Here is a 23,983-nt window from a genome sequence, read left to right on the forward strand (position 1 = left end):
CGGAACGCCCGACATAACGGGGTCGCTTTCCAGATTACAACACAGTATAGATGCGCGGGTTTGAGAACAGCGCAGCCTCGGTTGCGCGCCTGAACAGGAAGAGAATTATGACGAATGTCGTAGTGGTCGGCTCCCAATGGGGTGACGAAGGCAAAGGCAAGATTGTGGATTGGCTCTCCGAGCGCGCGGATATCGTCGTGCGCTTTCAGGGTGGTCACAATGCCGGCCATACCCTGGTGATCGACGGCGTCAGCTACAAGCTGTCGCTCCTGCCCTCCGGCGTCGTGCGTCCCGGCAAGCTTGCCGTCATCGGCAACGGCGTCGTGATCGATCCGCACGCGTTGATCGCCGAAATCGACAAGCTCGGCAAGCAGGGCATTGCGATCACGCCGGACAATCTGCGCATCGCCGACAATGCCACCCTGATCCTGTCGCTGCACCGCGAGCTCGACGGCATCCGCGAGGACGCCGCCTCCAACAGCGGTACGAAGATCGGCACCACGCGCCGCGGCATCGGTCCGGCTTACGAAGACAAGGTCGGCCGTCGCGCCATCCGCGTCATGGATCTTGCCGACCTTGACACGCTGCCGGCCAAGGTCGATCGCCTGCTGACGCACCACAACGCGCTGCGCCGCGGCCTCGGCGAAGCCGAGATCAGCCATGACGCGATCATGCAGGAGCTTTCGTCGGTCGCCGCCAAGGTGCTGCCGTTCATGGACACCGTCTGGGTGCTGCTCGACAAGGCTCGCCGCAAGGGCGCCCGCATCCTGTTCGAAGGCGCGCAGGGCACGCTGCTCGACATCGACCACGGCACCTATCCGTTCGTCACCTCGTCGAACACGGTCGCCGGCCAGGCTGCCGCCGGCTCGGGCATGGGCCCGGGTTCGCTCGGCTATATCCTCGGCATCACCAAGGCCTATACGACGCGCGTCGGCGAAGGTCCGTTCCCGACTGAGCTTACCGATGAAATCGGCCAGTTCCTCGGCGAGAAGGGGCATGAGTTCGGCACGGTCACGGGTCGCAAGCGTCGCTGCGGCTGGTTCGATGCGGCTCTGGTGCGTCAGTCGGTCGCCGCCAACGGCATCACCGGCATCGCGCTTACCAAGCTCGACGTTCTCGATGGTCTCGACGAACTGAAGATCTGCATCGGCTATACTCTGGATGGGCAGCAGATCGACCATCTGCCGGCAAGCCAGGCGCAGCAAGCTTCGGCAAAGCCAGTGTATGTTACGCTTGAAGGATGGAAAGAATCGACGGTTGGCGCGCGCAGCTGGGCAGATCTTCCGGCGCAAGCGATCAAGTATGTCCGCCAGGTGGAAGAACTGATCGGTGCACCGGTTGCTCTTCTTTCGACCAGCCCGGAGCGGGACGACACAATACTTGTGACGGACCCCTTTGAGGACTAGTGTCGGCGAACTGACATTGCGTCGTGATCGCAAAGACATACCTGGGCGTATGAGAAAGTACTAATGGCGGACTTTGTTGCAGTTATTCGCAGGACCGTTGACGGCCTGTCGGAAAACACACCTGAAATGCGGGACAGGGTATACGAGAAGGCGCGCGCGGCCGTGCGCCGCCAACTCGAAAACATGAACCCGCGTCCGTCGGACGACATGATCAATCGCCAGCTGGCGAAGCTCGAAAATGCGATCGCCGAGGTCGACAGCGAACATGCCGAGGCCCTGCCGGCGCTCGATGAGCCGGAGGTAGCCGAGGCGGAGACCGTCGAACCGGTTGCCTCGGACGCTGCCGTAGACGAGCCCGTTCCGGAACCGGAACCGGAACCGGAACCGGAACCGGAAGCTCAGTCTGCGCCGGTTGCCGAAAGCGAACCGGTGGCTGTTGCCGAGCAGGTCGAACAGCCGGCCGCGGAACCGGAAAGCGCCGCCGAGCCCTACCACCATGTCGAGGCTTATGAGGAACCGATGCATGTCGTCGAGCCTCATGCTGAACTGGCCGAGGAAACTCCGGTCGAGCCGGTAGAATACGAACCGGTCGTTGAGCCTGCCGAAGCCGTTGCGGCGCCGCTGGACGAAAGTCCCGTCGTGGCTCAGCCGCAAGAAGACGCGCCAGCCTACGAAGCGCCCGAGTATTCGGAGCCGGTGGCAGAAACGCAGGACACATCGGAGCCTTCCCCGTCGGTCGAGGCGCTGCACCATGCCGCGCATGAGCCGGCCTGGGAGGAAGCGCCGGCGGCAAGCGCCGAGCAGAAGCCGGCACTCTCGGAGTGGGACCTGCCCGAGTGGGAGACCGTTGGTCCGACTTCGACCGTCGCCCCGGTTGCCGAACACCTCAGCGACGAACGTGCCGCCGAGGCCCACGAACCGGATAACGCGCCCGAGCTCCTGGGGATGCACCCGGTTACCGAGCCGGACCAACATGCGCCTGAGGCGACGCCGAAGGCGGACCCGGTGCGCGGCTGGTCGTTTGACGACAATGACCCCTTCGCGGCGATCGAAGAGCGGCGGGCCGAGAAGACTTCCGAACCGGAGATCAGCGACTGGTCATGGCCGGTCGAAAAGCCAGTTCAGGCTACTGCCGCACCGGCGGCACAGAACCAGCAGGAACGCGCTGGTACCGCCTGGGATCATATCGATGACCTGCTCGGTTTCGAGGACGCGGCCAATACTGCTGCGGCGGGAGCCGGAGCTGCGGCCGCAGCACGCGAGCCGGAACGGGCTGGCGAAGCAACCCCGGTGGCGCCGAGGCCGACATCTTACCGGGCCACGCCGAAGCCGTCGCGCTTCAGCATTAAGCGTCTCGCGATTGCGGGTGTCGCCCTGCTGGCGCTTGGCGGCGGCGGGTTTGCCTACTGGCAGAACCGCGAGGCCGGCAATGCCTGGATCTCCGGCATGGTGGCGTCGATAACCTCGGTGGTGTCAAACATCGGCGGAGCGCCGGCAGAACAAAGCACGCCGCCGCAGCCCGCTGGCGAAACCGCCACGCAGGAACCGGCTGCGCACGACGATACCGTCGCTCCGGACAACAGCTCGACCAAGTTCACGCAGCGCCTGATGGCGGACGGATCGGAGACCGACGACGGCCCGGCGAACCCAACCGGCGAGAGCGCGGCGCAGGAAGGCAAGTCCGTGGCGCCGCAGACGGAGGCAGGCAAGCCTGTCGAAGCCGCCGCCGGGCAGGGCGGCACGGCCGGCCAGGCCGGAGCGCCGGCGACAGGACAGCCGTCGGGCCAGCCGAACCAGCCTGAAGTCGCGCTTGCGACCGGCGAGAAGATGTTCCTCTACGAGGAGCGCCTTGGCCAGTCTTCGCCCACGGCCGTTCCGGGAACCGTGGCATGGACGGTGAAGGAGGAGTCGCCTGGCGGCGATGCCAAGCCCGAACCGGCAATCCAGGCCCAGATCACCGTTCCCGACCGTGGCCTCACCGCGCTGATGACGATCAAGCGGAATGCGGATCCGTCGCTGCCGGCAAGTCACGTCATCGAATTCGTGTTCTCGCTGCCGTCGAACTTCGAAGGCGGCGCTATCGACAGCGTCCAGCGCGTATCGATGAAGCGGACCGAGCAGGACCGGGGAGACGCCTTGATCGCGGTTCCGGCCAAGATCACCGACGATTTCCACATGATCGCGCTGAACGATGCGACGGACGCCATCGGCAACAACACCGAACTGCTGCGCAGCCGCAGCTGGATCGATATTCCGCTCACCTATCGCAACGGCCGCCGCGCGCTGCTGACGCTTGAAAAGGGGCAGAGCGGTACGGATGCCTTCAACCAGGCGATGCGCGCCTGGTCGACGACGGGAACGGCTGCCGAAAGCAACAGCCAGTAAGCTCGATAAGAGCGGTAGATACAGAAAACCCGGCGGAAGCAACCGCCGGGTTTTTTGTTGGTTTTCGCGCTCTGTTGAAGTGCTGCAGTCGCCTCAGGCGCCTTCGACGACGCGCAAGGAATTGGCGCGCTCCAGCGCTGCCTTGCGCACGGCATCCTGAACCTTTTCGAAGGCGCGAACTTCGATCTGTCGGACGCGCTCGCGGCTGATGTCGAACTCGGCCGAAAGATCCTCAAGTGTCAGCGGATCTTCGGTCAGACGGCGTGCTTCGAAGATGCGACGCTCACGGTCGTTGAGCACCTTCATCGCGTTCGCCAGCAGCGCCCTGCGGCTTTCGAGCTCGTCCTGCTCGATCAGGATTTCTTCCTGGTTGTCGTGATCGTCGACGAGCCAGTCCTGCCATTGGCCGGAATCGCCTTCGCTCGCCTTGATCGGCGCATTGAGCGAGGCGTCGCCGGACAGGCGGCGGTTCATCGACACGACTTCGTCCTCGCTCACCTTGAGCGTGGTGGCGATTTCCTTGACCTGCTCCGGCTTCAGGTCACCCTCGTCGAGTGCCTGGATCTTGCCCTTGAGGCGGCGCAGGTTGAAGAACAGCCGCTTCTGGTTGGCGGTCGTGCCCATCTTGACCAGCGACCACGAGCGCAGGATGTACTCCTGGATCGCCGCCTTGATCCACCACATTGCGTAGGTGGCGAGACGGAAGCCGCGATCGGGTTCGAACTTCTTCACGGCCTGCATCAGGCCGACGTTGCCCTCCGACACGACTTCGCCGATCGGCAGGCCGTAGCCGCGATAACCCATCGCGATCTTGGCGACGAGGCGAAGGTGGCTGGTGACGAGCTTGTGGGCCGCTTTGCGGTCGTCATGTTCCTGGTATCGCTTGGCGAGCATGTACTCTTCCTGCGGCTCCAGCATCGGGAACTTGCGAATTTCGTCGAGGTAACGATTGAGGCCGCCTTCTCCAGCGGCAATGGACGGCAAATTGTTTCGGGCCATATGAAGCACCCCCCTTTTTAGTCTCCGGCCTCCGGTCGGCAAGCCGGGCATGTGGGTCTTCGTCAAGACCCCACGAACGTAGAAAATAAGTACGGCGAAAGCATGATTCAAGGAGTCCGGTTCACAAGCATGTGACGCCGGAGCGACGGAAATGTCACGAATAGAGGCTCGCCTTAAATCGGAATTCTTTCGCCGGATTTCAAGGGGCGGTCACTCCCCGCTGCGCAGCGCGTCGATCAGCGCTGCCATGTCGGCCGGCATCGGTGCTTCGAAATGCATGGTCTCGCCGGTCGAGGGGTGTTCGAACTGCAGCATGAAGGCATGCAGCGCCTGGCGGTGAAACTGGTTGACGACGGTCTTGGCGGCCTCCGGCAGAAGGTTCGCCTTGGTTCTGAAGGCGGCGCCGTATTCGGGGTCGCCGATCAGCGGGTGGCCGATATGAGCCATGTGCACGCGGATCTGGTGGGTCCGGCCCGTTTCCAGGTGGCATTCGATGGTCGAGGCGAGCGAGGTGCCGTCGGGCTTTTCGAGATAGCGCTCGACCACCTCGTAATGGGTAATCGCCTCGCGGGCGTCGTCGCTGTCCTCGCGCTTGACCGCGCGCTTCGTCCGGTCGCCGGCGCGGCCGAGCGGCGCGTCGATCGTACCCTTCAGTTGCCGTGGCCGCCCCCAGACGACCGCCCGGTAGGCGCGCTCGAGCGGGCCGGTGCGGCCGTGGTCGGCAAACTGGTCCGAGAGATGGCGATGGGCCGCATCGTTCTTGGCGACGACCATGACGCCGCTCGTCTCCTTGTCGAGGCGATGGACGATGCCGGGGCGCTTGACGCCGCCGATGCCCGACAGGCTGCTGCCGCAATGGTGGATCAGGGCGTTGACCAGCGTGCCGGTCCAGTTGCCGGCGCCCGGATGCACGACAAGGCCGGCCGGCTTGCACAGCACGATCAGGTCGCTGTCCTCATAGAGCACGTCGAGGGGAATGTTCTCGCCCTTCGGCTCGGGATCTTCCGGCTCGGGCAGGTCGATCTCGAAAACGTCGCCCGGTTGTACCTTCTTTTTCGGTTCGTTCACCGGCTTGCCGTTGACCGACACCGCACCCTGTTCGATCAGGGCCTTGATGCGGTTGCGGGAGAATTCACCCGAAAGTGCGTCCGTCAGGAAGGAATCGAGCCGCCCTGCGGCATCCTCGCCCGCCGTCAGGACTTTCCTATTGGCCGTTGCTTGTTTAAAGGGGTCGTTCATTCCGCTAAAAATCCGAAAAAAGGCCAGCCATGACCGCAATCGAGCCCGACGACCAGGAAGACAAGCCGCTAGATCCGGCGATGGAAAATGTCCGCCGCAAGATGGTGAAGCTGCAGCTCGTCTCGGCCGGCGTCATGTTGGTCATGCTTATGGCTGTCCTTGGAACGATTGTCTACAAGCTGACACGCACGGATGAGAAAGCGCCGGCCCAGACGTCCGCTGCCGTCGTCCCGAGCGAGGCACCGCTCAACGCCGTTGCCGCGCTGCCCGCAGGCTTCACCGTGACAAATGTCGCGCTTTCGGGCTCGCAGGTGCTGTTCTACGGCAACCTGCCCGGCGCCGAGCCGCGCGCCATCGTCTTCGACATCGGCACCGGCCGCATCGTTGCGGATATTACCGTTCGGACGAACTGACGGCATGCCAGGCGCCCTCCCGCCCGTCTTGCGCATCGACGATCCCGCCGATCCCCGGATCGCCGGTTTCGTCTCGATCAAGGAGCGCGATCTGACGGGGCGGCAGGGTCGCTTCATCGCCGAAGGCACCGTGGTGCTGCGCATGCTGGCTGCCGCGCACGAGACCGGCCGTGGCTTTGCGGCCGAGGCCCTCCTGCTTCTGGAAAACCGTCTGGAGGGCGTTGGCGACATTCTTCGGCGTTTCCCGCCTGACGTGCCGGTCTATGTGGCGAATGCGCAGGTGTTCGACGCGATCGCCGGCTTCAACATGCATCGCGGCGTGCTGGCACTGGGGCGCCGCGAAGGCGAGCCGGATCGCGACGCGCTGATCGCGTCGCTACCCGCGTCGAGCCTGGTGCTGGCGGCCTGCGGCATCTCCAACCACGACAATATGGGTGCGCTTTTCCGAAACGCCGCGGCCTTCGGGGTCGATGCGGTGCTGATGGACGAGACGAGCTGCGATCCGATGTACCGCAAGGCGATCCGCGTTTCCGTCGGTTCCGTGCTGACGGTGCCTTTTGCCCGCGAAGGGTCCGTTGCCGTCATGCTGCAGCAGCTGCAGGATGCGGGCTTTGCAATCTGGGGCCTGTCGCCGGCGGGAACGATCGACATCGGGGCGATCCCGGCGGCGCAGCGCACGGCGCTTCTGATGGGGACCGAGGGCGAGGGGCTGCCGCAATCGGTGATGACGGCGATCCAGACGGCGCGCATCCGCCAGCGTCCTGGGCTCGACAGCCTCAATGTGTCGACCGCGGCGGGCATCGCATTGCACCAGGTGGCATTGATCAACGGCCGGATCTGACGGTTCGCACTGGTGGAAGGGCAGATGATTCCGACGGCTGCGTGCACTACTCGCGCGGCAGGATGTCCTTGACGCGCTTTGCCAGGCTTTTCCTGTTACCGGTGCCTTCATCCTCGCCCGAGAGCAGGCCGAGGATGGGGGAGGCGGCGCCTTCGTTCGTCGCCGTCAGTGCGACCATGCCCGCGGCGATTGCTGCGACTTCATCACGAAGCGCCTCGTCATGGGCTGCGGACTTGGAGTTGGTCAGGCGCTCCGAAAGGGCGGTGGCGCGATTGCGCAGGTCGTCGGCGGCGACGATGGAGCCGGGCTCCCCTCCTACGGATTGGGCCGGTTCCGCGGCGCCGTTGGCGGCCGGTTCGGATGCCGGCTTGCGGTCGCGGCGCAGGGGAAAGGCGACGCCCGCGGCGCGGAGAGCCTTGGCGGCGTCACGCATTTCCTGGTTGGTGTCCTTGACCTTGGCTTTCAATCTCTCGATTTCCCCGGCGCGCCTTTCGAGCGCGCTCTCGCGATCGGCGCTGGTCGCCATTTCGCGCGCAAGCTTGTCTTCCAGCCGGTGAAGGCGGGTCCCGTCGCGCGACAGGCGGAGCTCCATTTCCTTTGCATGGGTGGTCTCGGTCTTCAAGTCGCTGCGCAGGGCTTCGCGCTCGTCGCGCAGCGTGGCAATCCGGCTCTTCAGATGCTCGACCTCGGTCTCGCGCGCAGCCAGATCGATCCGCAGATTGTCGGTCTGGGCCGCATCCTGGGCGAGCTGGGCGTCGCGCTTTCTGATCTCGTCAGCCTTGCCGGCGTTGTCCCGCTCGACGCTGTCGAGGGTCGCCTTCATGCGTTCCAGCCGCTGTTCGAACTGGCGGATGGCCGAGCGCATGTCTGCCGCCTCAACGTTCATGTCGGCCAGCTGGGCGTGCAGATCGGCGTTTTCGCCGCTGAGGCGACGGGCTTCCTGCAAGCTCTTCTCATTTGTGAGCATCAGTGACACGCCCTTGTCCCGTTCGCGCTTCAGGGCCTGAAGCGTGCGGGCATTCTCGGCGGCAAAGGCGGCGCGGGCAGCATCCTTTTGCGCGCGCACCTCCTGAGGGCTGAGCGGCATCGTCGCTTTCAGCCGGTCCTCGGCGAAACGCACGATACGGCGGTGGATCGCCGGTGCGACCAGGAGACCGATGATGATCGCCGTCAGAAAGCCCAGGGCAAAGAGAAGCGAGAATTGGATCACGAGCTGGCCGTTTCGAAACTGGACCGGAAACCGAACCGCCTGCCCGGCCACAAAGGGCGCGGCAGGCGCTCCATCTTCCGCTTCCTTGCACTAAACATGACGTTTCGTGCGCTGCAAGTCTATGGTGCCGGATTTTGCGACAGGCAGGTCCGGCAACGGTCTTAGAAGGGATTCCAGGTGGGGGTCTGGGTCATCTTGAGGTAGCCGACATTGACGCCGAGGCGCGCGCCGATGCCGGTGCGGATCGGCACCACGACGATGTTCTCGTCGGTCAGCACCGTCATGCCGACGCCGGCAACCACATAGGCCGAGCCGGAGACGCCGCCGAAGCGCTTGTAGAGCGCCGGCACGCTCGGCAGATTGTAGACGAGCATCATCGCGCGGCTGCCCTGGCCACCCCAGTCGATGCCGAGCGACGGCCCCTGCCAGAAGACGCTGTGCTGTCCGGCATTCTTGGTGTTGAGCTCGCCTTCGCCATAGGTGAGGCCGGCGATGAACGCGCCTGAGCCTTCCTGCCCGAGAATGTAGCCGTTCGGCAGGCCGTAGCGTTCAAAGGCACGTTCGACGACCTTGGCAAGGCCGCCCGAGGTTTCGCCGAAGAAGCCGTGACCGGCATCGACGATTTCCTGCATTGTGTATTGGCTGTTGTTGTTCGCCGACTGGGCGTGCGCAGCGGACAGGGCGCCGGCGACCAGAAACATCGTGGCCAGGACAACACGGCCAGCCGATGTGGCTGCCTTCATGATCTGATGCATCATATCCTCCGTCAGGCGCGAAAATTGCTCGCTTGCGGGTTTGCAGTGGCCGACAGTCAGATCACCGCTCGGCCAGTTGGGGTCTGGACCAATGCCATGCAATTTGAACTGATGGTCTTAACAATCGGTTTACCAAATGTGGTGTCATTATGTTCCACTGATGAACGGCTGCGCCGGGCAGCTCATGACTTGCGTCTTCACGCGTGAGGGTTTACCGGCGTGACCACGGCGCGTGCTCCAGGCGACGGCCGATGGCACCAAACAAGGAACTAAGATGGCAACGAATCCGAACCTGACATTGACGGGACCCGATCTGGCCGCGCTTCTGTGCAGCCGGGTTTGCCACGACATCATTTCCCCGGTCGGCGCCATCAACAACGGCCTGGAACTGCTCGACGAGGGCGGCGCCGATGCCGATGCGATGGACCTCATCCGCACGAGCGCGCTCAACGCCTCTGTCCGGCTGAAGTTTGCGCGCCTTGCCTTCGGTGCCTCGGGTTCGGTCGGCGCGTCGATCGACACCGGCGAAGCGGAAAAGGCCGCCAAGGATTTTGCCGCTGCCGAGAAGAAGACCGAGGTCAATTGGCACGGCCCGCGGGCGATCATCGCCAAGAACCGGGTCAAGCTGCTTCTGAACCTCTTCCTGATTGCCTACGGCGCCATTCCGCGCGGCGGCTCGATCGACGTGACGCTCGAGAATCCGGAATTCGACGCCGCGTTCACGCTCGTTGCGAAGGGCCGGATGATGCGGGTACCGCCGAGGCTGGTGGAACTCCTGTCCGGCACGCCGGAAGAGGCGGTCGATGCCCATTCGATCCAGCCCTATTACACCGTGCTTCTCGGCGAGGAGGCGCGCATGGAAATCGCCGTTACCTCGACCGGCGAGGAAATCATCTTTACGGCCAAAATGCAGCCTGAGGTTTAATTCGACGGCGCCAGGTATTCCTATTTCTTGACTTCTCGACAGCCGCCGGGTGCCATCGCATCCGGCGGAAACGTATCTGCCATATGCGTTTCGATCTCGCTCGCATTCTGGAAAATTTAATGTTTTCAGAGTGTTGATCCCGCATGAAAAAGCTTCGTTAAGCAAACTCCGTAACGAAATCTTTCCCAAATTTGTATAGAGTTGTTTCAGGAATGCCGATACGCGTATAGGTAAGTGGCGAAGGGAGTTGGACATGCGACGTTTGATGATTGCCGACGGCTCGGATGTCGTGCGGAAAGTTGGAAAACGTATCCTCTCCGGCATGGGCTTCATGGTTTACGAGGCGTCGAACAGCCTCGAGGCGCTTGTGCGCTGCGAAGCGGAACTCCCGAACATCCTGATCATCGACGCGGGCCTCGAAGGCGCGCTCGAGCTCATCGGCAATATTCGGCGGTTGCCGAACGGCCCTTCGGTGCGGATCTATTACTGCGTCGTCGAGGCAGACCTGAAGAAGATGATGGCCGGCAAGCGCGCTGGCGCGGACGACTTCCTGCTGAAGCCTTTCGACCGCAAGATCCTGACCAGCGTTTTCGCGAGCCAGTCGATGGCGGCCTGAGCCGCCTTATCCTGATCTGTTTGCAGCAAAATCAAGCCGTGGCGTTTGCCGCGGCTTTTTGTTGTGTGCGGAGCGGGCGAGCGGATCAGATTTTCGAGCGTCGGGGAAGGGGAGGGTGCAGGCGCGCGCAACCCTGGCATCCGCCGGGCATTGCAGGACCGGCAAGCGTGGTCGTTTGCGCGCAAAACAAAACCCGCCTCATAGGCGGGTTTTGCGAAACTCTTGAATGTCGGGCCCGCATCATGCGGGGATCGGTGCAAGCCCTGGCGGGGAATCAGGCAGTTTCGGCGTATTCGGCACCATCCGGCTCGCGCAGCACATAGCCGCGGCCCCAGACGGTTTCGATGTAGTTGGCGCCGCCGGCGGCGTTTGCAAGCTTCTTGCGCAGCTTGCAGATGAAGACGTCGATGATCTTCAGTTCCGGCTCGTCCATGCCGCCGTAGAGGTGGTTCAGGAACATTTCCTTGGTGAGCGTCGTGCCCTTGCGCAGCGAGAGCAGCTCGAGCATCTGGTATTCCTTGCCGGTCAGGTGGACGCGCTGTCCGCCGACTTCAACCGTCTTGGCATCCAGGTTGACGATGAGCTCGCCGGTGGAGATGACCGACTGGGCGTGGCCCTTGGAGCGGCGGACGATCGCATGAATGCGAGCGACCAGTTCGTCCTTGTGGAACGGCTTGGTCATGTAGTCGTCTGCGCCGAAGCCCAGGCCGCGAACCTTGTCTTCGATGCCGGCCATACCCGAAAGAATCAGGATGGGTGTCTTCACCTTGGAAAGACGCAGCGTTCTCAAGACTTCGTAGCCGGACATGTCCGGCAGATTGAGGTCGAGAAGGATGATGTCATAGTCATAAAGTTTGCCGAGATCGACGCCTTCTTCACCGAGATCGGTGGTGTAGACGTTGAAACTCTCGGACTTGAGCATCAGCTCAATGCTCTGAGCCGTTGCACTGTCGTCTTCAATTAATAGAACCCGCATATTCTTCCCCTTTTCCGCCGCCCAAGGTTGTCGTGGCACCCTTACGCGATACGGATCCAGTCGTTGCCTGATTTGGAGGCTGCCACCAAATGGTTAACAAATTCTGATTCCCTCTGGCAAGGTGTATCGAGTTTGTTAAATATTTTTAGCAGTCTCCTGATTTCAAACGTGAATCCAGAACGGCTAATCTCATGTGAAACATGAGGAAATGCCGTTATCTGACTCTTCTGACTCGTTAATGCCGGGGCGGTCACATTTCGTGCCTCAGCATTTACGGAGCCTTAAATCATCACGCCTATGATTAACGATGCCCGTAAACGAAAGGTTACCAGCGGTAGGCTTTTGTTAATATCGCTGAAGATTTTTCGTTTCCGGCCCTGTTCGGGCCGGCTCGCGGGCAAATCAGTAACCGGGGTCTCGTTATCCACGGGAGTATTGCGTATGAAAGCACGTGAGAGCCTTGTCCGCCTGAAGGAATTTCAGGTCCGGGAGAAGCAGCGTCAGCTGAACCAGCTTCAGATGATGATGGCTGAGTTCGAACGGATGACCAAGGATCTGGAAAATCAGATTATTTTCGAGGAGAAGAAGTCGGGTATCTCCGATCCCCAGCACTTCGCCTATCCCACCTTCGCCAAGGCCGCACGTCAAAGAGCCGACAATCTTCAGGTTTCCATTCGCGAACTGAAGACGCAGCAGGATGCTGCCGAACTCGCGCTCGAAGAAGTGCAGGCTGAATACGCGAAGGCGGCGGCCCTCGAAGAGCGGGACACGTCGACCCGCCTGCGGGCATAGCTGCGGCTCCTGCGCCAAAATCCGGCGCAGCGGGCCGTAACGCCTTGTTCCAAAGGTGATTTGAACCCCGAGCCGGATCCGGCAAGGGGGGTTTGTCCGTTGGACGGGCCGATTGCCCGTTTCGGAGCAGATGGTTCCATCCTTGACGGATCATGCGGCTGGCATGATCCGATCCGGCACGATCGTGACAAGACAAAAAGACCCGCCCGATGCCTCGGCATCCGGGCGGGTCTTCTCATTTTGGGGCCTGCAGGGCCGCGCCTCTTTCAAGACGCGCCAAGGTCGCGATTTCGATTTAAGATTTGTGCCGTGGCTGCCGCGGTTGTCTCAACCCTGGATGACATCCTGCCATTCGGGATGCCGCATCGCCTGGGCCTTCATGAAAGGGCAGAGCGGAATGATCTTCCAGCCGCCCTTGCGGGCTTCCTCGATCGCATGCTTGGCCAGCGCCTGGCCGACACCCTTGCCGCGCAGAGCATCCGGAACGAGCGTATGATCGACGGTGATCAGTTGAGGCGAGGTGCGCGAATAGGTCATTTCGCCGGTATGGCCTTCGACTGACGTCGAATAGCGGCCGTGCGATCCGGTTTCCTCGTGCATGATTTCCATGGCAGCCTTCCTTGATGAACGGGTTTGTCTGCGTGGAAGCTAGCGCAGTTTTCCGCAAATCGGAATCGCCTGCCCCGCCATCGCCGGTGCACAGAGCGTTCGTTAAACGCAACCAATGCCGGTGCGCGCGGGACCTGGAAAAACGACGGCGGCGACCCCGGGAAACCCGGAGCCGCCGCGCGACCTATGGCCCTGTGATGGGCGAACTAGTGGCGATACTGCTGGATGCGAGTGGTGCGCAGGCCGGCGAGACCGTGATCGTTGATCGAGGACTGCCAGGACAGGAACTCCTCGACGGTAAGGGTATAGCGTTCGCACGCCTCTTCCAGGCTCAACAGGCCACCGCGCACGGCGGCAACAACCTCAGCCTTCCTGCGGATCACCCAGCGCCGGGTATTAGCCGGCGGCAGATCCGCAATCGTCAGAGGGCTGCCATCGGGGCCGATGACATATTTCACGCGTGGTCGCATCATTTCGGTCATGGGACTCTCTACACAAACTCAAGACCATATGACCGTGACCTTAGCCTGCCACATTTAACATTTGCCTAAGCGTCAAGTAACAATTTGCTCATAATTTGAGACACTTCCGGCGGGCTTTTATCCGCGTGTGGCGCCCCTTAGATCTTGGGGCAATATTTCCCCGACTTGTGGAAACGCTTGAGAACAATCCGGATTCTCCCGGAATTGACATGGGAGCCATGCAAATACCACATTTCACTTTAACTAAAATTTTTGGTAACGAAGCCCCGAAATAAGGATGAGCGTCGTATGTACGCTCCCGCATTCATTCTTGGTGCATCGTCATAGTTTTCACAACCGGGCGCGTTTCTTTCGCGGGCAGGCCGGGAGCGGCAGTTTTATTTCGCCTGTCCGGTGAATTTCATGCTCCTGAAGATGTGGGGCGTTGTTTGTATTTCTCTCGACCGGTGCGGTGGCGCCGGGGATGTGGTGATCGCAGATGAAGGAATCGCATGAACCGGCCTTGCTGCGCGAGGCTGAAACGGTGGAGATGTTTTCGGACATCGATACGGCCACCGTCCGCACCGAGTACGAACTTCTGCATCTCATGCGGCGGTTGATCGCGCGCTATGGCTTCGGCCATTTCATGATCGCGCGCATGCCGCTGGCCGAACAGCAGCGCTTTTCCGAGCGGCTGGTGCTCAGCAACTGGCCGTCCGAACTGGTGCGCCAGTACGACGCCTGCGAGACTTTCCAGTCGAGCGGGCTGGTCGAAAAGTTGCGATTCACCAAGCTGCCGGTGACCGGCGGGGCCGAGCTGCTCGATGTTGCAGCCAAGCCCGCGGACGAGGCCATGGTGCACCGCCTGCTGGCCCATCCGGAGATGGCGCGCCATTTCGCGGTGCTGCTGCACACGAGTGGCGGCGATCCCTTCATCGCCATGCTTTCGGGCCGTCGCGAGGCACCTGCCGGCGTCGAGCGGGCGACGCTGTATCTCACGCTGGTCCAGCTTTTCGAATGTCTGGAGCGCACCTTCGACACCGGCAATACGGCACGTGAAAAACTCTCGAGCCGCGAGTTGGAATGTCTGCGCTGGGCGGCTGCCGGCAAGAGCAGCGACGAGATCGGCATCATCCTGGGGATCTCGACCTACACGGTCAGCAGCTACTTCAAGAGCGCGACCCGCAAGCTCGATGCCGTCAACCGCATGCAGGCGATTGCCCGCGCCATGCGATTGAAGCTGATCTGACGCCTTTAAGGCCGGGCAGCGGCAGCGGCCGGCCTTGCCGCCGGACGGACAAGTTTCTATATGTCGCGGAACTGAAAGTACTGCGACGCGCTCTATGCATCCGATTGATGCCGGCCGCCGCGGAGCCGAAGATGCCGTGGGCCGAGAGTTCCTCGGCAAAGCATCGCATGAAGCGTGAAACAGGGCAGGCGCAAGGTTGCCGCCCGAAGGCCGGATTGGATCCCGTGAACAGTCTCGATTTTGACCGCAAGCCCGAAGATACGCGTGTCGTCGTTGCCATGTCCGGTGGCGTCGATAGTTCCGTCGTTGCCGGCCTGCTCAAACGCGAGGGCTACGACGTTCTCGGCATCACGCTGCAGCTCTACGATCACGGCGCCGCCGTGCACCGTGCCGGCTCCTGCTGTGCCGGCCAGGACATCGACGATGCACGCCGCGTCTGCGAAACCCTCGGCATTCCCCACTACGTGCTCGACTACGAAGCGCGCTTCCGAGAAACGGTGATCAATCCCTTCGCCGAAAGCTATATCGCCGGCGAAACGCCGATCCCTTGCGTTGCCTGCAACCAGACGGTCAAGTTTGCCGACCTGCTTTTGACCGCCAAGGAGCTTGGCGCCGATGCGCTGGCGACCGGCCACTACATCCGCTCGCGCCCGAGCCCGAAACCGCGCTATGCCGGCCAGCGGGCGCTCTACCGGCCGACGGATGCCGATCGCGACCAGAGCTACTTCCTCTTTGCAACGACGCAGGAGCAGATCGACTATCTGCGCTTCCCCTTGGGGCATCTCTCCAAGGCCGAGACCCGCAAGCTCGCCGAGGAAATGGGCCTCGTCGTCGCCCAGAAGGCAGACAGCCAGGACATCTGTTTCGTGCCCCAGGGCAAGTACAGCGACATCGTGTCGAAGCTGAAGCCGAATGCAGCGCTTTCCGGCGAGATCGTGCATCTCGACGGCCGCGTGCTCGGCACGCATGAGGGCATCCTGCACTACACGATCGGCCAGCGCCGCGGCATCGGCGTTGCGACCGGCGAGCCGCTCTACGTCGTCTATCTCGACGCCCGCTCGCGCCGCGTCATCGTCGGCCCCAAGGAGGCGCTGGAAACGCGCCGCGTCTACCTGCGCGACGTCAACTGGCTGGGTGATGAGGACGTCGAAGTGGCCGCTGCGCGGGGCTTTGAATGTTTCGCCAAGGTGCGCTCCACCCGCCAGCCGGCGCCTGCCGTGCTCGCGATGGACGAAGAGGGCATCTATGTGGAGCTTGCGGAAGGCGAAGCCGGTATTGCACCCGGCCAAGCCTGCGCACTCTATTCCGGCGTCGGCGAGGATGCGCGCGTCTATGGCGGCGGATTTATTCGCAAATCGGAACGCGAAGCCGGCGCAGAAGCCGCGCTGAAGGCGTTGCTTTCGGCGCAGGCAGCCGCCTGAAGCCCTTGATTTCCGGGCTGTTGTGAAAACTTCACATTTTCCCGGAGACTTGGGTTGACAGTGGGCGGAAGCGGGCCGTATAAGCCGCCCGTCCAGTCAAGACGGCTTCCACTTCGAAGCCCTGACGCGGTACCCGGCGGAGTAGCTCAGTAGGTTAGAGCAGAGGAATCATAATCCTTGTGTCGGGGGTTCGAATCCCTCCTCCGCTACCATTTTTTCCCGAGTGAATCGATAATAGTTTGCTTGTGCGGCATGCGTTACCACCTCGTGGCGAATGAGGTGATCGATTCATTACGCGCGCTGAATAAGTTGCTGAAAAGGCGCCAAGCGGGCACTCTGTTTGAATGCTCTTAGCCATCCGCAGTGTGCAAATGTACACGTGCTGCCGTGTTCGGCAGGAAATCGATGACGGGTACCCTCAGCCTAAAATCAATCGGTCTTTCCGTACCGTCTTCATATTGTGCGTTTACAATGATCTCAGCGATCGTTGCAGTGCTAAGACCCCCAATGAGTTCGATGAAGTCTTCAACTTCTTCCTGGAAGAGCAGTTGGAAGTCGAAGATATCTGGACGACCTTGTCTGTCTATCCAGCCTTCTACGCCAGGCACTGTGTTGAGCCATCCTGCCGCATTGATCCCGCAGTCGTTGACGACTCCGCCGGGCGTGAATTGGTCCTCAGACCAGCGAAACTTGATCGGCATGGGAATTGCGACATCCGCGCACCGGATCCTGATCCGGTGAATGGCGAGGGTACGCCTGTTCCAATTGATGAAGCGCAGAACCGCACGTGTGTGGTCGAAAGCGTAGACGTGGACCTGAAAGACGGGATCGCCATCTCCGAGCGCGAATGCAGTTTGTCGCCTTTGTTCCGCCAATTGGTGATAAACGAAGTATGCGCCGACCGCGGCTGCGAGAAATCCCACCCAGCCGGCCGTCGCTGCCAGCCAATCCTGTACGGTGCATCTCGACGCTTCGCAGAGCTCCCAGTTCGTCACATCTGGAAAGAAGCGAATAAGCAGTACAAAGGCGGCCAAGGTCAGCGCGCTTAGAACCGGAATGTAGAAGCCTCTGTCGTTCATAGGCATATCCCCCATCCTACGCATGGTAAGCGGGGACGGTTCCATTCCGCAATCTGGAGATGACTGCTCGTGGCTGGCCGGTTACGGCATCAATCTCTAACGATTTTAAGATTGCAATGATTGATGAGGTAGATCTGACGCGATAGCGCTCGTCTGAGGCACGCACAATCGCCGTCAATGGTGCGGCGGCTTCAAGGGCAATGTCAGCGCCGGTCCGCTCTTGACCCCGAACTGTCTGCGGAACTGCCTTGATGCGCTGCCGTCAAAGAGCGATTGCGGCAGCGGGGCGCCGATGGCCCATTTGTATTTGGCGTCCTGATCGTTGCTCAGCGCCTGATGCGCCACGGCGCTCAGGGGCAGGACGTATTCCGGCTTGCGCAGGCCTCTTTCGGAATTGCCGAGCCAGGTCAGTACCACCAGGATTTCGCCGCCGAGTTCCAACGCATCGAGTGCGAGCGGTTTTCCGCCGACGGAGGCGCGGACGGCCTGCTCGTGGAACTTGAACGCGCTGAGTTTCAGTTCGTTTTGCGGATCCGTCATTTCGGGCCTTCCTGGATATGCTGCCAACGCTGTCTTGAGCGGCGATTCGTTCAGTCAGCGTTCCCTATCATAATCCCTTTGGCCATACATGGAGCCGATGATCGATGCAAAAGGCGCCGCCATCATCGATGGCAGCGCCTGCAGATGCGGCTTGAGAGGGTGTGCGTAGAAACCAGTCAGGCATGCTGCCCGGCTGCCGCCGCGGGGTAGGTCGCTTCAGCGATGAATCGACGAAGTGATCGTCGTGTAGTCCGGCAGGTCGATGTTGGCGATTTCGGCTGCGCGATATTGGGACAGGGCGAAGTGCATGATGGCGATCACGGTGATCGAGAAGACCAGTACGGTGACGTTGACGCCGAAAGCGGTTTTGATCATGTCCTTGTCCTCCAGTCCCTGCGTTCGTTGATGTGTGGCTAAGAACCGTGACATGGAGACTATCGTGTGGCGTCAATCGTGCTGTTCCCCGGGGAACATGGAATATGGTTGCTGAATTCTTAACCGGCGTGGCCTGAAAACCGCAGGTGCGGAGATCGCTTGCGATCGTCGGGGCTGCGGATAAGGTGCGCGGCTCGGCCGGTGCGGATCAGGACCGGACATCTTCACAGGCTGGCGCCCTCGCAAAGTCGCGTTGGCCACAGCCGGACGCGCGGCACGCCTCGCGCCGCCGCATTTTCAGAAGCGATTGCATCATGACCATCTCCATCCGCCCCTCCCGTCCATCCGATTTTCCGCGCACCTTCGAGATCTGGCGCAGCGCCGTTGTCGCCACCCATGATTTCCTGACGCCGGAGGATTTTGCTGCGATCGAGGTCCTGGTGCGCGACCAGTATCTGCCGGCCGCCGAGTTCTGGATCGCCGCGGATGAAAATGACCTGGCGCTCGGTTTCATGGGCATGAGTGGGGCGCAGATCGACTCGCTCTTCGTCCAGGCCGAGGCGCGCGGCGCTGGCGTCGGTCGGCGGCTTGTCGAGCATGCGATGAGCCTGCATCCGGTGCTGACGGTTGACGTCAACGAGCAGAATGTGTCCGGCGCCGGTTTCTATCGGCGAATGGGTTTTGAGGTGGTCGGGCGTTCGCCTGTCGACGATGCAGGCCGGCCCTATCCCCTGCTGCATCTGAGGCGCGGCTGAACGACGCGGACGGCGCCCGATCAGGCGGCCGGCTCGTCGATAGTGATCAGGAAGAGGACGGCAGAGGCCGTCGGTTCGATGGTTAAGGAGGCTGCGCCCGTCAGCACGGCCGTGTCGCCCGCTGCCAGGTCGGCCGTGGCGTCACTTGCGGTCAACCGCACGGCGCCGCCGTGGCATAGCACGAGGATCGTGCCCCCCAGGTTTTCTGCCCTATGCGGATGATCGAGTGCCAGTCGCTGAACCGAGTGCGTGAGCCTGCCGCGCCGTGTCATGACGTTGAGGTCGACGATCGGACCGTCGACGAGGGTCGCTGACGTCGCAACGTCGGCCGGGAAGGGGAGCGGCGCCGTTCCTCCGGTCATCAGGACGGGCTCACGGCCTTCGATCATAAGCCGCATGCCCTTGCCCTGGAGGATGGAGAGCGTGCGGTCGATGCCGGGGAAGCTGGAGAAGGGGCCGTCAGTGGCCACCGTCGCCATGCTCACGCGCCAGTCGAAATCGGCAAGTGATGTCGTTGCCGGGAAGACCGCGATCTCGACCGTCTCGCCGCCGCCGTTCTTCCAGGGCATGCGCTTGTAGGAACTGGCGCGCAGGATCTTCATGGTGTCGCCTCCTCGATGATCGTGCGCATGCGGGTAAAGTCGCCGTTGAGCGGCCGGTCGTCGGCATAGGTGGGGATTTCCGAGCGGATGCGCCGGTAGAGCGCGTCGGTGCGCGCGGCGCGGCCACGCGGCTGCAGGTCATAGGCCTGCGACGCCGCAAGCAGTTCGATCGAAAGGATCGTTTCGAGGTTGTCGGCGATGGCAAGTGCCTTCCAGGCGGCCGGCGTCGCATGGGTCAGGATGTCCTCCTGCAGCGCCGAGGTGATTCCGCCATCGAGGCTGGCGGGGGCGGCCAGGCGTCGGTTTTCAGCGGAAAGGGAAGCGGCGGTGTACTGGGCGATCATCAAGCCGGAGGCAACACCGCTATCACCGGCGAGGAAGGCCGGCAGGCGGCTCACCAGCGGATTGACGAGCCGGTCGATGCGGCGCTCGGAGATGGCAGCGACTTCGGCAACGGCGACGGCCAGGCTGTCCATGGCAAGGCCGAGAGCAGCGCCCACCGCATGGGCCTGCGAATGCACCTCCGGCGCTTCGGGCGTGCCCGACACGGCCGGGTTGTCGGTGAGGCTTGCAAGCTCGCGGTCAACGACTTCGGCGACGTGGGCCAGTGCATCGCGGGCAGCGCCATGCACATGCGGCACGGCACGAAGGCTTAAAGGATCCTGCGTGCGGGTGCCCGCGGTCTCGGCGAGCATCGGGCTGCCGGCGAGAAAATCGCGCAGGGATGCTCCGACCTCATCCAGCCCCTTGGAGCGGCGAAGCGCCAATGGACCGGCGGCAAAGGCATTCGCCTGGCTGCCGAGGTTTTCATAGGTCATCGCGGCGGCGGCATCCGCCCAGTCGAAGAGGTGCGTAGCGCGCGACAGTGCCAATGCCGCAAGGCCGGTGGCGCAGGGCGTGCCGTTGACAAGGCTCAGGCCCTCCTTGGCTTCGAGCCTGAGTGGCTTGAGGCCGATCCGCGCGAGCGCCTCGACGCCGCTGATCTTGCCCTTGCCGTCATCGACGGTGCCGTGGCCGATCAGCACGAGGCCGATCGCGGCCGCATGGGTGAGATAGCCGACCGAGCCGCGCGAGGGGATGTCGGGGATGAGGTTGGCGTTGAGCAGTGCCAGCAGCGCCTCGACCGTCTCGATGCGCACGCCGGAATAGCCGTGGGCGAAGTTGGCGATCTGGGCGGCGATCACCGCCCGGGCTTCGGGCCGGGCGAGCGGTTCGCCAACGCCGCAGGAATGGCTGAGGATGATGTTGCGCGATAGCGCCTGCTGGTTCTCGCGGTCGATGACGACGTCGCAGAGCGCGCCGACACCGGTGTTGATGCCGTAGCCGCGGATGCCGCGCTCGACCAGAGCGTCGACGACCCGGCGAGCGTGGACGATGCGCTGGCGTGCTGCATCGGAAAGCGCGAGCGGTGCGCCATTGGCGACCGCTGCGATTTGCTTCCAGGTCAGTGGTGCATCGAGGACTACATTCTCACTCATGGGCTTCCGGTCGTCCCTGTCGGCGTTGCACGAAGCGGGCAACGTAATCGTTGGCCGGCCGTCCCAGAATATCGTCCGGCGTGCCGACCTGCACCACCTGGCCGTCCTTGAGGATGGCGATTTCCGAACCGATGCGCAGCGCCTCGTCGAGATCATGGGTGATGAAGACGATGGTCTTTGAAAGGTTCTGCTGCAACTGCAGCAACTGGTCCTGCATGTCGGCGCGGATCAAGGGGTCGAGTGCCGAGAAGGCCTCGTCCATCAGGATCACATCGGTATCGGCGGCCAGCGCCCTAGCCAAGCCGACGCGCTGCTTCATGCCGCCGGAAAGCTGATGAGGGTACTTGGCGTCGTAGCCGGCAAGGCCGACGGTCTCGATCCATTTCATGCCGATGTCGCGGGCCTCGGCCTTGGGCAGGCCGCGCACGCGCTGGCCGTAGACGACGTTCTGCAGCACAGTGCGATGCGGCATCAGCGCAAAACTCTGGAACACCATGCTGACGCGGTGCATGCGGAAGGTGCGCAGCGCCTTGGCGTCGAGGTCCAGGATGTTGCTGCCGTCGAAGGCCACTTCGCCGCTGGTCGGTTCGATCAGCCGGTTGATGTGGCGCACGAGGGTCGACTTGCCGGAGCCGGAAAGCCCCATGATTACGAAGATCTTGCCGGCGCCGATCGTCAGGCTGACATTGTTGAGGCCGACGCTGCAGCCGGAGCGGGCGAGGATTTCGGACTTGTTGAGCCCTTCCTTGGCCATGGCGAGTGCGGCTTTCGCGTCCTGCCCGAAGATCTTGTAGACGTTGCGGATCTCGATATCAGCCATTGCGGGGATCCTCCGTCCGGCTCTTGCCGAAGCCTTGCGTGATGCGGTCGAGAACGATCGCGAGAATGACGATGCCGATACCGGCTTCCAGCCCCTTGCCGACGTCGAGCGTCTGGATGCCGTTCAGCACCTGCTCGCCGAGGCCGCGGGCGCCGATCATCGAGGCGACGACCACCATCGACAGCGCCATCATGATCGTCTGGTTGAGGCCGGCCATGATTGTCGGCGTAGCGAGTGGCAGCTCGACACCGAAGAGGATCTGGTTGGGGCTGCCGCCGAAAGCGGTCGCAGCTTCCACCACTTCATGGTCGACCTGGCGGATGCCAAGATCGGTAAGGCGAATGAGTGGCGGCACGGCATAGATGATGGTGGCGAGGATCGCCGGGACCTTGCCGAGGCCGAAGAGCATCAAGGCCGGGATCAGGTAGACGAAGCTCGGCATCGTCTGCATGACGTCGAGCACCGGCAGGGTGATGCTGCGCACGGTCCGGCTCTTGGCGACGAAGATGCCCATCGGCACACCGATGACGACGGAGACGATCGTTGCCATCAGCATCAGGGCGAGCGTCTGCATCGTCAGGTCCCAGAGGCCGAGCACGCCGACGAAGAACAGCAGCACGCCGACGGCGACCGTCAGGGTCCAGCGCTTCGAGCTTTGCCAGGCGAGCGCCATGAAGATCAGGATGACGACCCACCAGGGCAGGCCGCGCAGGATCCATTCGATGAATAGAACCGCTTTCAGAATGACGGCGCTGATCGCCTTGAAGACCCAGCCATAACCGCTGACCAGCGCCTGGATGAAATCGTTCACCGGCCCGCGAATGGAGAGATTGAGAGAATCCGGAAACATCGGATGCGTTCCTTGCTCGGGCTGCCAGCGGACACAGATCGGCCGCCGGCGGCACTTGCCACGGGTATGTGGCCGGCCGCCGGATCAGGATTCATCGCCGCGCTAGACGCGGCGATGAAGCCCAAGTCAGCGGCTGGTCGCGATTACTTGAGGCTGGCTTCGATCTTGCCGCGGGCTTCGTCCGAAACCCACTTGCCCCAGACATCGGCCTTGGTTTTCAGGAACTCGGCGGCCGCTGCCGTCGCGTCGACCTTATTGTCGGCCATGTAGGCGAGGCTGCCGTTGACGGCGTCGAGCGGGAAAGTCGCCTTTTCGAGGATGGCGATGATTTCAGGGGCTTCCTGCGCGAAGGTGCTGTTGACGCCGTAGGAGACGTCGACCGACGGGAAGGCGCAGCCCTGCTCGCGCTTGCCGTTGGCACTCGAAAGCTCCTTCCAGCACTCCTCGCTATAGGCCGGCTCCTCGAGTTGCACGAGCTTGAACTTGCCCATGATCGCCGTCGGCGACCAGTAGTAGAAGAGGATCGGTTCGCCCTGGAGGTAAGCGGACGTAATGGCGGAATCGAGCGCCGTGCCGGTGCCCGGGCGGAAGTTCACATAGGTTTCGCCGAGCTGGTAGGCTTCGAGCTTGGCGGAGCTGACGCCCTCGCAGGTCCAACCCGAAGGGCAGTTGAGGAAGCGGCCCTTGCTGGGCTCTTCCGGATCGGCGAAGAGCTCGACGATCTTCGGATCGGAGAGCTGCGACACGCTCTTCAGGTCCGGCGCCTTGGCTTCAAGGCTGCGCGACGCATCGCCCTTGATGACGTATTCCGGGACGAACCAGCCTTCGCTGGCGCCGACGAAGGTCTTGCCGACGGCGACGACCTTCTTTTCCTCGACCGCCTTGTTCCAGACGTCCGAACGGCCGAGCCATTCCTCGGCGAAGATCTGGACGTCGTTGTTGGCGGTTGCCTGTTCCAGCGTCACCGAGTTGCCGGGGATCGAATCCACCTGGCAGTCGTAGCCCTTGGCAAGAATGGTCTTCATCACTTCGGTGATGAAGGCGCCGCTTTCCCAATCGATGCCGGCGAACATGACGGTCTTGCCGTCGCCGCAATACGAAGCGCTGGCGCTGCCGGTGGAGGCCGCGAGCACGAGGCCGGTTGCGGCCAGGGTGAGTTTCAATTTGTTGATCGACATTAAGCTGTT

General features: G+C 62.4%; 26 protein-coding genes and 1 tRNA gene. 12 read left to right on the forward strand and 15 right to left on the reverse strand.

Annotated elements, in window-relative coordinates; translation table 11 throughout:
- The first annotated feature begins 107 nt into the window (after positions 1-107).
- The gene (locus OVA00_RS22480) at positions 108-1,406 is read left to right on the forward strand and encodes an adenylosuccinate synthase (RefSeq protein WP_034806437.1); all 1,299 of its coding nucleotides are present in this window, start codon (positions 108-110) and stop codon (positions 1,404-1,406) included.
- Positions 1,407-1,469: 63 nt separating this feature from the next.
- Positions 1,470-3,791, forward strand: a complete 2,322-nt coding sequence (locus OVA00_RS22485; protein WP_268089636.1) for a hypothetical protein — start codon at positions 1,470-1,472, stop codon at positions 3,789-3,791.
- A gap of 93 nt (positions 3,792-3,884) precedes the next feature.
- Here the strand turns inward: OVA00_RS22485 and rpoH are convergent, their stop codons facing one another.
- Both rpoH and OVA00_RS22495 read right to left on the reverse strand, forming a co-directional pair.
- The gene (gene rpoH / locus OVA00_RS22490; RefSeq protein ID WP_034806441.1) at positions 3,885-4,790 is read right to left on the reverse strand and encodes an RNA polymerase sigma factor RpoH; all 906 of its coding nucleotides are present in this window, start codon (positions 4,788-4,790) and stop codon (positions 3,885-3,887) included.
- A gap of 210 nt (positions 4,791-5,000) precedes the next feature.
- On the reverse strand, positions 5,001-6,029 hold the full coding sequence (locus tag OVA00_RS22495; RefSeq protein WP_034806444.1) for an RluA family pseudouridine synthase: 1,029 nt from the start codon (positions 6,027-6,029) through the stop codon (positions 5,001-5,003).
- A 29-nt stretch (positions 6,030-6,058) separates the two neighbouring features.
- On the opposite strand from OVA00_RS22495, the gene OVA00_RS22500 reads away from it, so the two are divergent.
- Together OVA00_RS22500 and OVA00_RS22505 are read left to right on the forward strand one after the other, a co-directional pair.
- Complete coding sequence (locus OVA00_RS22500) at positions 6,059-6,442, forward strand: hypothetical protein (RefSeq protein WP_034806447.1); 384 nt, start codon at positions 6,059-6,061, stop codon at positions 6,440-6,442.
- A gap of 4 nt (positions 6,443-6,446) precedes the next feature.
- Entirely contained in the window at positions 6,447-7,283 is an 837-nt protein-coding gene (locus tag OVA00_RS22505) for a TrmH family RNA methyltransferase (protein ID WP_034806450.1), read from the forward strand.
- Positions 7,284-7,329: 46 nt separating this feature from the next.
- Here OVA00_RS22505 and OVA00_RS22510 read toward each other — a convergent pair whose 3' ends face one another.
- Together OVA00_RS22510 and OVA00_RS22515 are read right to left on the reverse strand one after the other, a co-directional pair.
- Positions 7,330-8,493 (reverse strand): hypothetical protein, encoded by a 1,164-nt coding sequence (locus OVA00_RS22510; protein WP_268089637.1) that lies wholly within the window; start codon positions 8,491-8,493, stop codon positions 7,330-7,332.
- Positions 8,494-8,654: 161 nt separating this feature from the next.
- Positions 8,655-9,194 carry a DUF1134 domain-containing protein gene (locus OVA00_RS22515; RefSeq protein WP_268090356.1) on the reverse strand — a complete coding sequence of 180 codons (540 nt, stop codon included), beginning with the start codon at positions 9,192-9,194 and terminating at the stop codon, positions 8,655-8,657.
- On the opposite strand from OVA00_RS22515, the gene OVA00_RS22520 reads away from it, so the two are divergent.
- The 3 genes from OVA00_RS22520 (at position 9,099) to OVA00_RS22530 (ending at position 10,789) form a co-directional block, all read left to right on the forward strand.
- Positions 9,099-9,455: a hypothetical protein gene (locus OVA00_RS22520; RefSeq protein ID WP_268090394.1), complete on the forward strand. Its 357-nt coding sequence runs from the start codon at positions 9,099-9,101 to the stop codon at positions 9,453-9,455. The genes OVA00_RS22515 and OVA00_RS22520 overlap by 96 nt on opposite strands.
- 67 nt (positions 9,456-9,522) lie before the next feature.
- Positions 9,523-10,173, forward strand: a complete 651-nt coding sequence (gene chpT / locus OVA00_RS22525; protein ID WP_034806457.1) for a histidine phosphotransferase ChpT — start codon at positions 9,523-9,525, stop codon at positions 10,171-10,173.
- A gap of 253 nt (positions 10,174-10,426) precedes the next feature.
- Complete coding sequence (locus OVA00_RS22530) at positions 10,427-10,789, forward strand: response regulator (RefSeq protein ID WP_034806707.1); 363 nt, start codon at positions 10,427-10,429, stop codon at positions 10,787-10,789.
- Between the two features lie 274 nt (positions 10,790-11,063).
- Here the strand turns inward: OVA00_RS22530 and ctrA are convergent, their stop codons facing one another.
- A complete protein-coding gene (gene ctrA, locus OVA00_RS22535; protein ID WP_025424706.1) occupies positions 11,064-11,765 on the reverse strand; it encodes a response regulator transcription factor CtrA in 702 nt (233 codons plus the stop codon).
- Between the two features lie 441 nt (positions 11,766-12,206).
- On the opposite strand from ctrA, the gene OVA00_RS22540 reads away from it, so the two are divergent.
- The gene (locus OVA00_RS22540) at positions 12,207-12,557 is read left to right on the forward strand and encodes a flagellar export protein FliJ (RefSeq protein ID WP_034806460.1); all 351 of its coding nucleotides are present in this window, start codon (positions 12,207-12,209) and stop codon (positions 12,555-12,557) included.
- Between the two features lie 327 nt (positions 12,558-12,884).
- On the opposite strand, the gene OVA00_RS22545 is transcribed toward OVA00_RS22540, so the two are convergent.
- Together OVA00_RS22545 and sciP are read right to left on the reverse strand one after the other, a co-directional pair.
- On the reverse strand, positions 12,885-13,166 hold the full coding sequence (locus OVA00_RS22545) for a GNAT family N-acetyltransferase (RefSeq protein WP_060605870.1): 282 nt from the start codon (positions 13,164-13,166) through the stop codon (positions 12,885-12,887).
- A gap of 206 nt (positions 13,167-13,372) precedes the next feature.
- Complete coding sequence (gene sciP / locus OVA00_RS22550) at positions 13,373-13,648, reverse strand: CtrA inhibitor SciP (RefSeq protein ID WP_003527546.1); 276 nt, start codon at positions 13,646-13,648, stop codon at positions 13,373-13,375.
- Between the two features lie 478 nt (positions 13,649-14,126).
- Here sciP and OVA00_RS22555 point away from each other — a divergent pair, with 478 nt between their 5' ends.
- From OVA00_RS22555 to OVA00_RS22565, 3 genes are all read left to right on the forward strand, one after another.
- Positions 14,127-14,876 (forward strand): helix-turn-helix transcriptional regulator, encoded by a 750-nt coding sequence (locus tag OVA00_RS22555; RefSeq protein WP_034806462.1) that lies wholly within the window; start codon positions 14,127-14,129, stop codon positions 14,874-14,876.
- 167 nt (positions 14,877-15,043) lie between these two features.
- Positions 15,044-16,297 (forward strand): tRNA 2-thiouridine(34) synthase MnmA, encoded by a 1,254-nt coding sequence (mnmA, locus tag OVA00_RS22560; RefSeq protein WP_051659745.1) that lies wholly within the window; start codon positions 15,044-15,046, stop codon positions 16,295-16,297.
- 135 nt (positions 16,298-16,432) lie between these two features.
- Positions 16,433-16,509: transfer RNA gene (locus OVA00_RS22565), tRNA-Met, on the forward strand.
- Between the two features lie 138 nt (positions 16,510-16,647).
- Here the strand turns inward: OVA00_RS22565 and OVA00_RS22570 are convergent.
- The 3 genes from OVA00_RS22570 to OVA00_RS22580 all read right to left on the reverse strand — a co-directional run bounded on the left by OVA00_RS22570 (position 16,648) and on the right by OVA00_RS22580 (position 18,291).
- Entirely contained in the window at positions 16,648-17,376 is a 729-nt protein-coding gene (locus tag OVA00_RS22570; RefSeq protein ID WP_162741128.1) for a hypothetical protein, read from the reverse strand.
- Between the two features lie 174 nt (positions 17,377-17,550).
- Positions 17,551-17,916 carry a hypothetical protein gene (locus OVA00_RS22575; protein WP_034806483.1) on the reverse strand — a complete coding sequence of 122 codons (366 nt, stop codon included), beginning with the start codon at positions 17,914-17,916 and terminating at the stop codon, positions 17,551-17,553.
- 216 nt (positions 17,917-18,132) lie between these two features.
- Positions 18,133-18,291, reverse strand: coding sequence for a hypothetical protein (locus tag OVA00_RS22580; protein WP_156133954.1), 159 nt, complete (start codon positions 18,289-18,291; stop codon positions 18,133-18,135).
- A gap of 314 nt (positions 18,292-18,605) precedes the next feature.
- Between OVA00_RS22580 and OVA00_RS22585 the strand changes: the two genes are divergently transcribed.
- Positions 18,606-19,046: an acetyltransferase gene (locus tag OVA00_RS22585; protein ID WP_113079938.1), complete on the forward strand. Its 441-nt coding sequence runs from the start codon at positions 18,606-18,608 to the stop codon at positions 19,044-19,046.
- Between the two features lie 20 nt (positions 19,047-19,066).
- Here OVA00_RS22585 and OVA00_RS22590 read toward each other — a convergent pair whose 3' ends face one another.
- The 5 genes from OVA00_RS22590 to OVA00_RS22610 form a co-directional block, all read right to left on the reverse strand.
- Positions 19,067-19,648: a HutD/Ves family protein gene (locus OVA00_RS22590; RefSeq protein WP_268089638.1), complete on the reverse strand. Its 582-nt coding sequence runs from the start codon at positions 19,646-19,648 to the stop codon at positions 19,067-19,069.
- Complete coding sequence (locus OVA00_RS22595; protein ID WP_268089639.1) at positions 19,645-21,126, reverse strand: HAL/PAL/TAL family ammonia-lyase; 1,482 nt, start codon at positions 21,124-21,126, stop codon at positions 19,645-19,647. Before OVA00_RS22595 ends, OVA00_RS22590 begins: the two co-directional genes overlap by 4 nt.
- The gene (locus OVA00_RS22600; protein WP_192438861.1) at positions 21,119-21,946 is read right to left on the reverse strand and encodes a quaternary amine ABC transporter ATP-binding protein; all 828 of its coding nucleotides are present in this window, start codon (positions 21,944-21,946) and stop codon (positions 21,119-21,121) included. Before OVA00_RS22600 ends, OVA00_RS22595 begins: the two co-directional genes overlap by 8 nt.
- Positions 21,939-22,796: an ABC transporter permease gene (locus OVA00_RS22605; protein ID WP_034806492.1), complete on the reverse strand. Its 858-nt coding sequence runs from the start codon at positions 22,794-22,796 to the stop codon at positions 21,939-21,941. The genes OVA00_RS22600 and OVA00_RS22605 overlap by 8 nt, the downstream gene beginning before the upstream one ends.
- 143 nt (positions 22,797-22,939) lie before the next feature.
- Positions 22,940-23,974: an ABC transporter substrate-binding protein gene (locus OVA00_RS22610; RefSeq protein ID WP_268089640.1), complete on the reverse strand. Its 1,035-nt coding sequence runs from the start codon at positions 23,972-23,974 to the stop codon at positions 22,940-22,942.
- Positions 23,975-23,983 lie beyond the last annotated feature (9 nt).

The organism is Ensifer sp. SL37 (assembly GCF_026672675.1).
GTDB classification, from domain to species: domain Bacteria; phylum Pseudomonadota; class Alphaproteobacteria; order Rhizobiales; family Rhizobiaceae; genus Ensifer; species Ensifer adhaerens.